The sequence below is a fragment of the Photorhabdus heterorhabditis genome (genome assembly GCF_001280945.1).
GTDB lineage: Bacteria > Pseudomonadota > Gammaproteobacteria > Enterobacterales > Enterobacteriaceae > Photorhabdus > Photorhabdus heterorhabditis.
The window spans coordinates 129961-142364 of record NZ_LJCS01000004.1; the positions used below are offsets into that span (position 1 = coordinate 129961).

Consider the following 12404-nt stretch of genomic DNA (forward strand, 5'->3'; position numbering starts at 1 on the left):
CCATCAACCAGCTTCCAATACAAAATACATTCGAGACAGCTACTTTTTTGTTCTGTTATTTCTCAAGCACCAATTTTATCTATTGGTCCAGTTTAAAACCCTGTTGCTGAATAGCAGAAAGTACTTCCGGGTAATAGATATTTTGGTAATAACTGGCAGTATTCATGCTCCAATTACTACCGTCATTGCGATCGATACGTTGCCAGTGTTCCATTAATGTTTTGTTGTACTGTTCAATTGCTCCCGGTAATACTTCACAATGATAATATTCTTCGTGACAGAAACTGTTGAGAGGCAAACGCGGTTTCTGCTGTGCAGGAATATCAACATAGCCAATCACCAGACCAGCCACCGGGAAAGTGAGTTCCGGCAATTGCAGAAGCTCGATTATCGCCTTTGGATTCCTGCGAATACCCCCAATTGGCACGACACCCAGACCGTGAGAGCGAGCTGCGGTCATTAGTGCTCCTAATGCGATACCAACATCAGTTGAGCCAGAAATTAGGCTTTCAATACTTTGATGCGCGATCTGCTGTTTACCGCTCATCTCTATGCCGAAGCGTGTTTTATGCATATCCAGTACTACGGTAATAAATACCGGCGCCTGGGCGATCCACGGCTGACCACCGGCCAACTCAGCGATTCTCGCTCGATGATGGGCATCACGGATAACGATCAGTGACACTTGTTGCGAGTTCACCGAAGTCGGAGCAAGATGTGCAGCTTCGATGATGCTGGCAAGAATGTTTTCAGCAATCGGTTTATCGAGATAACTGCGTTCACTGCGGTGCGAAGTGAGTAATTCAATTGTCTGATTCATAATAGTTCTGTGAGTAGGTTAACTGAGGCTTACGTAAATATACAATGACGTTATGCGCTATAAGAATATTGCCAGTAATTAGCGCGGCAGCACAATGCACGTTCATGTACATGTCTTGTCCATCTTAAAGAATCAAAAATATTACATGATCTTATAAGTTGCTGTCATTATTCATAAGCGGCAAACAACATTGCCAGAAGCAAAGTAGGCATAATATTTCCTTCTCGGTGCAACTCTCGGAAAAGGATAGCTGTTGTTGTGACTGTTCCTCGTCCTACCGAGGGTTTACAGCGGATTTTGCCAAGTGAGAAAATTAAAATTTTCTCTTTTCTGAAAGTTATGATAGTAATTGGCAGAATGTGCTTTGTTAAACAAACAACCAGTAAGCCCTGTATTCGACCTGTTAGATAGCTTTTCTTTTGGTTTACTGTTTGCTCCAGCAAACTTAACTCTTTACTATCAAATCCTAAACTCACCATAGATAAAGGACAGTTGAAATTACAATGCGAAAACTACCTTTACTTTTTACAGCGTTATTAAGCCTAGGTTTTTCTCTTACTACCCACGCTGAAGAAAAACGCTATGTATCCGATGAGTTATCTACCTACACTCACGCAGGTCCGGGTAACAAGTATCGGATTGCCGGCACACTGAATGCTGGTGATGAAGTCACATTAATGAGCATCAACCGAGATAGCAATTACGCGCAAGTAAAGGACGATAAAGGCCGTCTTGTCTGGCTGCCAGTTAACCAGCTCAGTAATAAACCGAGTTTACGGATTCGTCTTCCTGAAATGGAGCAGGAAATAAAGCTACTCACTGATAAGTTAGCCAATATAGACAGTAGCTGGAATCAACGTACTGCCGATATGCAGCAGAAAGTTGCAAACAGCAGTGACATTATGACTGGGCTAAAAAAAGAAAATGAACAGTTGAAAAATAAACTGATCGTGGCAGAAAAAAAACTCGATGTAGCAAATCTGCAACTTGATGACAAGCAACGCAATATCATTCTGCAATGGTTTATGTATGGCGGCGGTGTTGCAGGTGCTGGCTTAATTTTAGGATTGTTATTGCCACATATGCTCCCGCGTCGTAAACGCAATGACCGCTGGATGAATTGATAAGGAATATTGCAGTGAGAATCTATCTGGTTGGCGGTGCAGTACGTGACCGCCTGCTAAACCTTCCTGTGAAAGAACGGGATTGGGTTGTGGTTGGCGGAACACCAGAAGAGCTATTATCCCAAGGATATCAGCAAGTTGGTAAAGATTTCCCCGTATTCTTACATCCCAAAACTCATGAGGAGTATGCACTGGCGCGTACTGAGAGAAAATCTGGCTTGGGATATACAGGTTTTACCTGTTATGCCGCGCCAGATGTCACCCTAGAAGACGATTTGCTGCGCCGTGATATAACAATTAATGCAATTACTCAAACGCCTGATGGCGAATTTATCGATCCTTATCATGGCATTGATGACTTAAATAATCGTATCTTGCGCCATGTTTCTGATGCTTTTTCTGAAGATCCACTAAGGGTATTACGAGTAGCCCGTTTTGCTGCACGTTTCGCACATTTAGGGTTTACTATCGCACCAGAAACACAAACCTTAATGTCAAATATGGCAACCAACGGAGAGTTATCAGTACTCACACCGGAGCGTGTCTGGAAAGAAACAGAAAAAGCCCTTTCTACTCATTCCCCGCAAGTTTTCTTTCAGATTTTACGTGACTGCGGCGCGCTGGCTGTACTGTTCCCTGAAATTGATAATCTGTTTGGTGTTCCGGCCCCAGAAAAATGGCACCCTGAGATTGATACCGGTATTCATACGTTGATGGTGCTAAAAGTTGCAGCAGAGCTGACAAATGAAGTGGATAGCCGTTTTGCTGCGCTATGTCATGATCTCGGTAAAGCACTGACACCACCTGAACAGTGGCCTCATCATTACGGACATGGTCCAGCAGGCATTAAGTTAGTGGATCAGTTGTGCCAACGTCTGCGTGTTCCTAATTCTGCCCGTGATTTGGCAAAACTGGCCGCTCAGTATCATGATTTGGTACATACCGTTGATCAATTACGGCCAAAAACATTACTTAGGTTATTTGATTCTGTTGATGCATGGCGTAAACCTCAACGGATAGAGCAGTTAATTATTACCAGTAAAGCAGATGCACGGGGCCGTACCGGTTTTGAAAATACCCCCTATCCTCAAGGTAATTATCTGCGGCAGGCATTTAAGGTTGCCAGCCAAGTTCAGGTGAAAAATATTGTCGCCAGCGGATTGCGTGGCGCTGATATTGGTAATGAGTTACGACGTCAACGTCAGCAAGCACTGGCTGAATGGAAACAACAGCAAAGTTAGCGCCGTTGTTTGGAGGATCGAGATACTCTGTACTTCCCCTAATATCGAACTTTGGATGATATCTGAATGAGATCGATATCAGGGGATATCATTCACTACATAAATACCCAGTAAACGGCGGCAGCTACAATAAAACGGTAGATAGCAAACGGGATAAAAGAAATACGTTTAATCAATGTCAGAAAGGTTTTAATTGCTATCAACGCAACAATAAATGCAGTAACAAAACCAACAGCAAACATTGGGATATCAGAGACAGTCAAAAAATGCAGGCTCTTATAGAGATCCAGCCCACTCGCCCCCATCATCATTGGCACCGCCAGAATAAAGGAGAATTCTGATGCAGTATAACGGTTAACCCCCATCAGCATTCCACCAGAAATTGTCGCTCCTGAGCGGGAGAATCCCGGCCATAATGCCAGACACTGGAAACAACCAATCATAAAAGCCTGGCGATAAGTAATATCATCCAGCCCTTCTGCCGTCGGTGTCTTAGGTTTCAGGATTTCTGCTGTAATTAACAACACACCACCAATAACCAAGGCATACATAACGCTTTGCGGGTTAAACAGTGACTTGATAGTATCGTGGAACAGCAACCCAAGCGTCACCGCAGGCAACATTGCCAGAATAATGTGGCTCAATTTCAGTTTGCCGTTGGTTTTACCTTCACGAGGAACTTCACCAAAGTGAATACCAATTAACCCAAACAGGCGACGCCAAAATACAACCACCACGGCAAGAATAGATCCAAGCTGAATAATCACCTCAAATGTCTCAGCTTTATCACCAGTAAACCCCAGTAAGTGGCCAACAATAATCATATGACCGGTAGAGGAAACAGGAAGAAATTCAGTCAGCCCTTCAACAACACCAAGAATAAATGCATGAAACAAGGTAGAAAGGTCAGTCATATAGAGAAGTCGCACTCCATTAACAAATATCCGAAACGGCAACCTAGAGTAACCCGGCTGCCATTTTCCCATTGTCATTAATCAAATTGACATATTATTAAACTTGGCAATACTGCATGCCAGATTATGGCAGGAATATTGACAACAATATGACAACTGAATTCACTGCTGCTCAGACTATTTTTTTCTTTCAATAATAACACCGACTTGACGAGCCTGTGCCACAGCCCCCGGTTTACTGACTTTTACCCGTATCCATGGTGAATTAAAGCGGTTTAACAGCAGCTCAGCCACCTCTTCGGCCACTCTTTCAACCAGAGCAAAATTCTGATTTCCTACATGGTTGATAACCGCTTCACTAACTTTAGCGTAATCCAGACAATGTTCAACATTATCACTGGAAGATGCGCGTTTGTTATCCCATCCCATTTCGATATCGAACACTAACTTCTGCTTAACAGTCTGTTCCCAGTCATAAACACCAATTGTAGTGATGACAACTAATTCCTCAATAAATACGATATCCATCACGTCGCTTTCCTGTTTTTTCAACTTGCCGGATACCACTTCCGACTAAATATGCGTATTATCCATGGTTAAGCTAAGAAAACGACCATTATTATTGGAGAGACATTATGAGTGTTATCGCGCTTGGTATGATTACCTTCGCGTATCTTTGCGGTTCGATCTCCAGCGCAATACTGATCTGCCGTCTGGCTGGGCTACCTGATCCACGTCAGCATGGCTCAGGCAATCCAGGAGCGACAAACGTATTGCGGATTGGTGGCCGTAGTACCGCGGCAATAGTACTGATTTTTGATGTTCTGAAAGGAATGATCCCAGTCTGGCTGGCTTATCAGCTTAATGTATCCCCTTTCTATTTGGGGATTACGGCAATAGCCGCTTGTCTCGGTCACATTTACCCAATCTTTTTCCATTTTAAAGGTGGTAAGGGTGTTGCAACTGCTTTTGGTGCTATTGCGGCCATTGGCTGGGATCTGACGGGTTTGATGACTGGTACTTGGCTGCTGACAGTCTTACTGAGTGGTTACTCCTCTTTAGGTGCAATTGTCAGTGCCCTGATAGCTCCTTTCTATGTTTGGTGGTTTAAACCTGAATTTACTTTTCCAGTTGCCATGCTCTGCTGTCTGGTGCTACTACGTCACCATGATAATATTCAACGCCTTTGGCGCGGCCAGGAAAGCCGCATCTGGAACAAGTTGAAAAAGAAAAAAGAGATGACTGAACAAGAAAAAATCCAGGCAAAGAATGAAGAAGGAAAAGAAGATTAACAACAGATCTGCATAAAAAACCAGTAACTGACCGAATTACTGGTTTTTTATTTCCATTATATAAAGAAGGATTACAACGCAGGTAATTCAGACAAAGGCCAACGTGCTTTAACAGTCACTCCAAGAGAGTCACTCACTCCCCCTTTCAAACGGATCATACCGGCAAGCGCAATCATGGCCCCATTATCTGTACAGAATTCTGGACGTGCATAAAATACTTCCCCCTCCAGCTTGGTCATGACCTCTTCCATTCTAGCGCGCAACGTACGATTAGCACTGACACCACCAGCCATTACCAGCCGTTTGAATCCGGTCTGCTCAAGCGCCCTTTTACATTTGATCGCTAATGTATCAACTACCGCATCTTCAAAAGCACGAGCAATATCCGCTCTGGTCTGCTCATCATTGCTGTTGTTATGGATAGTATTAGACGCAAAAGTCTTCAGCCCGGAAAAACTGAAATCCAGCCCAGGACGATCGGTCATCGGACGAGGAAACACAAAACGCCCTGATTCCCCTTTCTGAGCCATATTGGAAAGTAGCGGCCCACCCGGATAGTCCAATCCCAATAATTTAGCTGTCTTATCAAATGCCTCACCAGCCGCATCATCTATTGATTCGCCAAGCAGCTCATATTTACCGATACCCGTCACGCTAATAAGCTGAGTATGACCACCAGACACTAACAAAGCCACAAACGGAAATTCAGGACTGTTATCTTCCAGCATCGGAGCCAGTAAATGCCCTTCCATATGATGCACCGGAACAGCTGGAACATCCCAGGCAAACGCCAGAGAACGGCCGATAGTCGCCCCTACCAGCAATGCACCGACCAGACCAGGACCTGCCGTATAAGCAACTGCATCAATATCTTTACTTGTTAATTTTGCTTCTTTCAAAGCAGCCTGAATTAGGGGAACTGTTTTGCGGATATGGTCACGTGAAGCCAGTTCAGGCACGACACCGCCGTAATCAGCATGTAGTTTAATCTGACTATATAATTGATTTGCCAATAAACCGGCTTTACCGTCATAAATTGCGATTCCGGTTTCATCGCAAGACGTTTCTATACCTAAAACTCGCATTACACTACCTATAATCCACGGAAGAGAGCCAGTTTATCATTAATGAGATAATTTGCGTGGTTTACGTGCTGACTATTTTAACTGTTTAGTCTATAATCAGCGCCCTACGTGAATTTCCTGTGTGGTTATCGTCAATATTACAGAACTGATTTGCAAATCTCATTGCAGGTCGCTATGTAATGTTGTTTCAATTTGCTGCGGCGCTTTACAAAGCCGTATCCATTGAAGTAAAATTCCGCACCATTTTAAGATGGCTGGCATATCACGCCAGCAAAACCGATTTCTATTGAGGTGAGAGGCACATGCCGGTAATTAAAGTACGTGAAAACGAGCCATTCGACGTAGCACTGCGTCGCTTCAAACGTTCCTGCGAAAAAGCAGGTGTGTTAGCAGAAGTTCGCCGTCGTGAATTCTATGAAAAACCAACGACTGAACGTAAACGCGCTAAAGCTTCTGCTGTAAAACGTCACGCTAAGAAGCTGGCTCGCGAAAACGCACGCCGCACTCGTCTGTACTAATCCTTGCGGTTCACCCGCACAGTGGTTAAATTTGCAGACAATAGTAGTTGCAGATAAAGGCCGTGCTTTCCAAAAGGAAGCGCGGCTTATTGTCGTTCATCAACAGGCGTAAAAAGGGCTTATGGCTGGACGAATTCCACGCGTATTTATCAATGACTTATTAGCTCGTACCGATATCATCGAGTTGATCGATGTTCGTGTACCACTTAAAAAACAGGGTAAAAATTACCACGCGTGCTGTCCGTTTCATAACGAAAAAACGCCTTCGTTTACTGTTAATGGCGATAAACAGTTTTATCATTGCTTTGGTTGTGGAGCTCATGGCAACGCCATCGACTTTCTGATGAATTACGACAGACTTGAATTTGTTGAATCCATCGAAGAATTGGCAGCCATGCACGGTCTGGAAGTACCTTATGAATCAGGTTCTGGCAGCAGTCAGATAGAACGCCACCAAAGACAAAATCTTTATCAACTGATGGATAAGCTCAACAGCTTCTATCAGAATTCATTAAATACCTCCGCTGCACAACAAGCCCGGCAGTATCTGGCTCAACGCGGACTTAGTGAAGAAATTATCCACCGTTTCTCGATTGGTTTTGCTCCCGCTGGTTGGGATAACACCTTGAAACGGTTTGTCCATAACGCGGAAGAACGTCAACAATTGAATGATGCTGGCATGTTAGTCGCAAATGACAATGGCCGCACTTATGACCGTTTCCGCGAACGAGTGATGTTTCCAATCCGTGACCGCAGAGGACGCGTGATTGCATTTGGTGGACGAGTTCTGGGAGATGCACTCCCGAAATACCTCAACTCGCCAGAAACTGATATTTTTCATAAAGGCCGCCAGCTATACGGCCTTTACGAAGCACAACAAAACCACAATGAGCTTTCACAGTTATTAGTTGTTGAAGGTTACATGGATGTGGTGGCGCTGGCGCAATTTGGTATTGATTATGCGGTTGCCTCATTAGGTACTTCGACAACATCGGAACATATTCAGTTACTTTTCCGCGCTACCGATAACATTATCTGTTGTTACGATGGGGATAGAGCCGGGCGCGATGCTGCATGGCGAGCGTTGGAAACGGCACTTCCTTATCTAAATGATGGTAGGCAGTTACGTTTTATGTTTTTGCCTGATGGTGAAGATCCTGATTCACTGGTCCGTAAAGAAGGCCGTAAAGCATTTGAACAAAGAATGGAACAGTCTCATACACTGTCCGAATTTTTATTCGAATCATTATTGCCACAAGTTGATTTAAGTAGTCCAGAAGGAAAAACCAAGCTCAGCTCACTTTCCGTACCATTGATCAACCAGATTCCGGGAGAAACTTTACGTCTCTATATGAGACAAGAACTCGGTAATATGATAGGTATTCCCGATGCAGTACAGTTGGAACGTTTATTACCACAGCGTCTGGAAAACGGGAATAATTATCAGATGCCACAGCTAAAACCGACAACTATGCGTATACTTATAGGACTGTTGGTGCAAAACCCACACTTAGCCGCTTTAGTTCCCCCTCTACAGGGAATTATGCAGGCCAAGATTGCAGGCTTACCATTATTTATGGAACTTGTAGAGGTTTGCCTTACTCAGCCAGGGCTGACAACTGGACAACTGCTAGAGCAATATCGGGATACTAAATTTAGTAAACAACTTGAAAAATTAGCTGCATGGAACGATATACAAGTAGAAGAGATAGCAGAAAATACATTTCGTGACGCATTGGATCACCTCGTCGATTCTGCGTTAGAAGAGCGCTTAGACATTCTTATCGCTAGAGCAAGAACTGAAGGTCTGACACCGGAAGAGCGTGAAGAAGTCCGCTTGATTAATGAGTCCCGTGCCAGAAAGTAGACACTGAATTCACGGCTTAAATGCCGCATTTAAGTAGGGAAAAAACCCTACGTTTTGCCACTATTAAGTGGGCAGTGGCAATATAATGAAAATGCCCCTAAATGTTATTGTTGGCAGATTAGTTTCGCCGACCGACACCAACCCAAATACTCTGAAGTGTGGATACCGTCTTATGGAGCAAAACCCGCAGTCACAGCTAAAGCTACTTGTCACCCGTGGTAAGGAGCAAGGCTATCTGACCTATGCTGAGGTCAATGACCATCTGCCGGAAGATATCGTCGATTCCGATCAGATCGAAGATATCATCCAGATGATCAATGACATGGGCATTCAGGTAATGGAAGAAGCACCTGATGCCGATGATCTGATGCTAGCAGAAACTACTAACGACACAGATGAAGACGCGGTGGAAGCTGCTGCACAAGTCCTGTCTAGTGTTGAATCTGAAATCGGCCGTACCACCGACCCAGTACGTATGTACATGCGTGAAATGGGTACCGTTGAATTATTGACCCGGGAAGGTGAAATTGACATTGCTAAACGCATTGAAGATGGCATCAATCAGGTACAATGCTCTGTTGCTGAATATCCTGAAGCAATTACCTATTTATTGGAACAGTACGACCGCGTAGAAGCAGGTGAAGCTCGCCTGTCAGATCTAATTACTGGTTTCGTTGACCCGAACGCAGAAGAAGACCTCGCACCTACCGCAACTCACGTTGGTTCTGAGCTCCCACAAGAAGAACTTGATGACGATGATGATGAAGACGATGAAGACAGCGACGACGATAGCGATGATGACAACAGCATTGATCCGGAATTAGCTCGTCAGAAATTCCAGGAATTGAACGAACAGTATGAAATCACCCGCCAGGAAATTAAGAAAAATGGCCGCAGCCATCCAAATACTGCTGCCGAAATCTTAAAACTGTCAGAAGTTTTCAAACAGTTCCGTCTGGTACCAAAACAGTTTGACTACTTGGTTAACAACATGCGTTCTATGATGGATCGCGTTCGTCTTCAAGAACGCCAAATCATGAAAATGTGTGTTGAGCAGTGCAAAATGCCGAAGAAGAACTTCATCACTTTATTCTCCGGTAATGAAACCAGTGACATCTGGTTCACCGCTGCAAAAGCAATGAACAAACCATGGTCTGAAAAGTTACTTGAGATTGAGGAAGAAGTACAACGTAGCCTGCAAAGACTTCGTCAGATTGAAGAAGAAACCGGTTTAACTATTGAACAGGTGAAAGATATCAACCGGCGAATGTCCATCGGTGAAGCAAAAGCCCGCCGAGCGAAAAAAGAGATGGTTGAAGCTAACTTACGTCTGGTTATCTCAATTGCCAAAAAATATACCAACCGAGGTCTGCAATTCCTGGATTTAATCCAGGAAGGAAATATCGGTCTGATGAAAGCGGTTGATAAATTTGAATATCGTCGTGGTTACAAGTTCTCAACTTACGCTACATGGTGGATACGTCAGGCAATCACACGTTCTATTGCCGACCAAGCTCGTACCATTCGTATTCCCGTTCACATGATTGAGACAATTAACAAACTCAATCGTATTTCTCGCCAGATGTTGCAAGAAATGGGGCGTGAACCGACACCGGAAGAACTGGCAGAACGCATGTTAATGCCGGAAGACAAGATCCGTAAAGTACTGAAAATTGCCAAAGAACCTATCTCAATGGAAACTCCGATTGGTGATGATGAAGATTCACATCTGGGTGATTTTATTGAAGATACAACGCTGGAATTACCGCTAGATTCTGCGACTTCAGAAAGCCTGCGTTCAGCAACCCACGATGTTCTGGCTGGCCTGACCGCTCGTGAGGCAAAAGTACTGCGGATGCGTTTCGGTATCGATATGAATACTGACCATACACTGGAAGAAGTTGGTAAACAGTTTGACGTTACCCGTGAACGTATTCGTCAGATCGAGGCGAAAGCACTACGTAAACTGCGTCATCCAAGCCGCTCTGAAGTTCTGCGTAGTTTCCTTGATGAATAATCAGAAATTTTAGTCACGCTGATTGAAAAGCGTCTGTTCCGGCAGACGCTTTGTTTTTTTACACACAATACCAATGTCAATCGCGATAAAAACTCTGATAATCAAACAATGGAGTAAAACCGAGACGTCGATACAAAGAAGCACCAACAGATGAAGCTTCCAGGTAACAAACTACCGCACCATTAATCTTCGCCTCATTTAGAGCATATTTTATCAATGCAGTTGCATATCCTTTTCCCTGCATCTCCACAACCGTACCAATATCATCCAGACGAGCCATATTATCCAATATTGATAAAGTCAAAGAACAAACAGGATTACCATCTATGTACAGCGCATAATGTTTTAATTCTTTTCCTGCTTCAATTGCCATCTGATGCCGTTCCTGATATTGCCTGATGACATTATATTCCTCAGATGCAAAAGCACTCTCAAGCGGAATAGACCAATCCTGCAAAACAGCATCAACACATCGAATATCGTGATTGACGGGTTCACTATGCCACTCAGACATATTTAATTGCATAGCGGTGGTCTTTCCACCAATAACAAGATTGGCTTGCTGGATATCTTGCTGAACACGCTGAACTTCATCCTCAACAAAAACAATACCAAAAGGTAACCCAGTATGTTCTAAGAATTTAATACCTGAACGTAGAGCATCACTTATGTCAACACATCCTTTTGTCACCAACAAAAAATTAAAAATATCCACTTCGATCCCCGTCACATATACCCGCACATACTCGTTTATGTGTTGAGAGAATTGACTAATAGACGAGAAAAAGTAGTTTTCTATCTGGTGATAAGAAGAAGCAGAAGGAAGATGTTTATTATTCATATAATCACCCATAAAAATACATTGATTATCGTGATCATAATATAACCAACAACACAAAATATCTTATTAAAAATTAAATCGATAACTTATAAAAACGTTAAATTAGCCGTAAAAAAAGCCAATATATATCGTTAACCTCTTTTACTACTTAATAAAAACTTAATTTTGTATACAAAGTGGTCATATAAATTTATAGATCTAGACCGCAAGCAAAACTGTACGTATAATCCCTTCCATCCAACGGCCCCTTAGCTCAGTTGGTTAGAGCAGGCGACTCATAATCGCTTGGTCACTGGTTCAAGTCCAGTAGGGGCCACCAGATTTTCTCTGTAAAAACAGATAGACCACTCAAGCAGGAGTGGTTTTTTTATGTCTTTCAGTCAGTGCTCCCTTTTTGTCCCCTGAAAAAATTTTCATATCCCTGTTGTGCCATTATTCATACACAATGAAGATTATTTTTTGACCGAGCGAACCAAACGCGAAAAAAATTTTCTGCCAATAAAAATATATTTACTTAACTTAGCTGATTTCAATTTTCTAATAGCCACAAGACCGCGCTAGGTAGTGTCCCTTAATTATATAATCTCCGGCAAAAGAGTCGAATACAGCCTAATTTCACCATCGACAGATAGTTTCGTGCTGTTTTTTCATAGCGTGTTGCAATACGTCGATTACCTTTCAAAAA

The 12404-nt window shown here is 43.2% G+C and carries 12 protein-coding genes, 1 tRNA gene and 1 pseudogene; 7 read left to right on the forward strand and 7 right to left on the reverse strand.

The genetic code is table 11. From position 1 onward, the window contains the following. Positions 1-79: 79 nt before the first annotated feature. Both AM629_RS03070 and AM629_RS03075 read right to left on the reverse strand, forming a co-directional pair. Complete coding sequence (locus AM629_RS03070) at positions 80-820, reverse strand: NADPH-dependent oxidoreductase (protein WP_054476033.1); 741 nt, start codon at positions 818-820, stop codon at positions 80-82. Between the two features lie 167 nt (positions 821-987). Then, positions 988-1299 carry a hypothetical protein gene (locus tag AM629_RS03075; RefSeq protein WP_054476035.1) on the reverse strand — a complete coding sequence of 104 codons (312 nt, stop codon included), beginning with the start codon at positions 1297-1299 and terminating at the stop codon, positions 988-990. Between the two features lie 24 nt (positions 1300-1323). On the opposite strand from AM629_RS03075, the gene AM629_RS03080 reads away from it, so the two are divergent. Further along, complete coding sequence (locus AM629_RS03080; protein WP_054476037.1) at positions 1324-1944, forward strand: TIGR04211 family SH3 domain-containing protein; 621 nt, start codon at positions 1324-1326, stop codon at positions 1942-1944. A 14-nt stretch (positions 1945-1958) separates the two neighbouring features. Then, positions 1959-3185 (forward strand): multifunctional CCA addition/repair protein, encoded by a 1227-nt coding sequence (locus AM629_RS03085; RefSeq protein WP_054476039.1) that lies wholly within the window; start codon positions 1959-1961, stop codon positions 3183-3185. Positions 3186-3280: 95 nt separating this feature from the next. On the opposite strand, the gene bacA is transcribed toward AM629_RS03085, so the two are convergent. Further along, the gene (bacA, locus tag AM629_RS03090; protein WP_054476041.1) at positions 3281-4099 is read right to left on the reverse strand and encodes an undecaprenyl-diphosphate phosphatase; all 819 of its coding nucleotides are present in this window, start codon (positions 4097-4099) and stop codon (positions 3281-3283) included. A gap of 177 nt (positions 4100-4276) precedes the next feature. Further along, a complete protein-coding gene (gene folB / locus AM629_RS03095; protein WP_152911964.1) occupies positions 4277-4627 on the reverse strand; it encodes a bifunctional dihydroneopterin aldolase/7,8-dihydroneopterin epimerase in 351 nt (116 codons plus the stop codon). Positions 4628-4734: 107 nt separating this feature from the next. Here folB and plsY point away from each other — a divergent pair, with 107 nt between their 5' ends. Continuing rightward, positions 4735-5391, forward strand: coding sequence for a glycerol-3-phosphate 1-O-acyltransferase PlsY (plsY, locus tag AM629_RS03100; RefSeq protein ID WP_054476045.1), 657 nt, complete (start codon positions 4735-4737; stop codon positions 5389-5391). Positions 5392-5462: 71 nt separating this feature from the next. On the opposite strand, the gene tsaD is transcribed toward plsY, so the two are convergent. Further along, a complete protein-coding gene (gene tsaD, locus AM629_RS03105) occupies positions 5463-6476 on the reverse strand; it encodes a tRNA (adenosine(37)-N6)-threonylcarbamoyltransferase complex transferase subunit TsaD (protein ID WP_054476047.1) in 1014 nt (337 codons plus the stop codon). Positions 6477-6778: 302 nt separating this feature from the next. On the opposite strand from tsaD, the gene rpsU reads away from it, so the two are divergent. From rpsU to rpoD, 3 genes are all read left to right on the forward strand, one after another. Next, entirely contained in the window at positions 6779-6994 is a 216-nt protein-coding gene (gene rpsU / locus AM629_RS03110) for a 30S ribosomal protein S21 (RefSeq protein WP_001144069.1), read from the forward strand. A 121-nt stretch (positions 6995-7115) separates the two neighbouring features. Next, the gene (gene dnaG, locus AM629_RS03115; protein WP_054476049.1) at positions 7116-8861 is read left to right on the forward strand and encodes a DNA primase; all 1746 of its coding nucleotides are present in this window, start codon (positions 7116-7118) and stop codon (positions 8859-8861) included. Positions 8862-9033: 172 nt separating this feature from the next. Continuing rightward, on the forward strand, positions 9034-10878 hold the full coding sequence (rpoD, locus tag AM629_RS03120) for an RNA polymerase sigma factor RpoD (RefSeq protein ID WP_054476051.1): 1845 nt from the start codon (positions 9034-9036) through the stop codon (positions 10876-10878). A 76-nt stretch (positions 10879-10954) separates the two neighbouring features. Here the strand turns inward: rpoD and AM629_RS03125 are convergent, their stop codons facing one another. After that, positions 10955-11719 (reverse strand): GNAT family N-acetyltransferase, encoded by a 765-nt coding sequence (locus AM629_RS03125; protein WP_054476052.1) that lies wholly within the window; start codon positions 11717-11719, stop codon positions 10955-10957. 242 nt (positions 11720-11961) lie between these two features. Between AM629_RS03125 and AM629_RS03130 the strand changes: the two genes are divergently transcribed. Next, positions 11962-12038, forward strand: a tRNA-Ile gene (locus AM629_RS03130). Between the two features lie 252 nt (positions 12039-12290). Here the strand turns inward: AM629_RS03130 and AM629_RS23200 are convergent. After that, positions 12291-12404, reverse strand: a pseudogene (locus AM629_RS23200) (IS5/IS1182 family transposase); the annotation flags it as partial.

Excerpts from the sequence above, each read along its gene's own strand:
- dnaG (WP_054476049.1), top strand. The coding sequence starts at position 7,116 with ATGGCTGGACGAATTCCACGCGTATTTATCAATGACTTATTAGCTCGT.
- AM629_RS03075 (WP_054476035.1), bottom strand. The coding sequence starts at position 1,299 with ATGGTGAGTTTAGGATTTGATAGTAAAGAGTTAAGTTTGCTGGAGCAA.
- plsY (WP_054476045.1), top strand. The coding sequence starts at position 4,735 with ATGAGTGTTATCGCGCTTGGTATGATTACCTTCGCGTATCTTTGCGGT.
- bacA (WP_054476041.1), bottom strand. The coding sequence starts at position 4,099 with ATGACTGACCTTTCTACCTTGTTTCATGCATTTATTCTTGGTGTTGTT.
- folB (WP_152911964.1), bottom strand. The coding sequence starts at position 4,627 with ATGGATATCGTATTTATTGAGGAATTAGTTGTCATCACTACAATTGGT.
- rpoD (WP_054476051.1), top strand. The coding sequence starts at position 9,034 with ATGGAGCAAAACCCGCAGTCACAGCTAAAGCTACTTGTCACCCGTGGT.
- tsaD (WP_054476047.1), bottom strand. The coding sequence starts at position 6,476 with ATGCGAGTTTTAGGTATAGAAACGTCTTGCGATGAAACCGGAATCGCA.
- AM629_RS03080 (WP_054476037.1), top strand. The coding sequence starts at position 1,324 with ATGCGAAAACTACCTTTACTTTTTACAGCGTTATTAAGCCTAGGTTTT.
- rpsU (WP_001144069.1), top strand. The coding sequence starts at position 6,779 with ATGCCGGTAATTAAAGTACGTGAAAACGAGCCATTCGACGTAGCACTG.
- AM629_RS03125 (WP_054476052.1), bottom strand. The coding sequence starts at position 11,719 with ATGAATAATAAACATCTTCCTTCTGCTTCTTCTTATCACCAGATAGAA.
- AM629_RS03070 (WP_054476033.1), bottom strand. The coding sequence starts at position 820 with ATGAATCAGACAATTGAATTACTCACTTCGCACCGCAGTGAACGCAGT.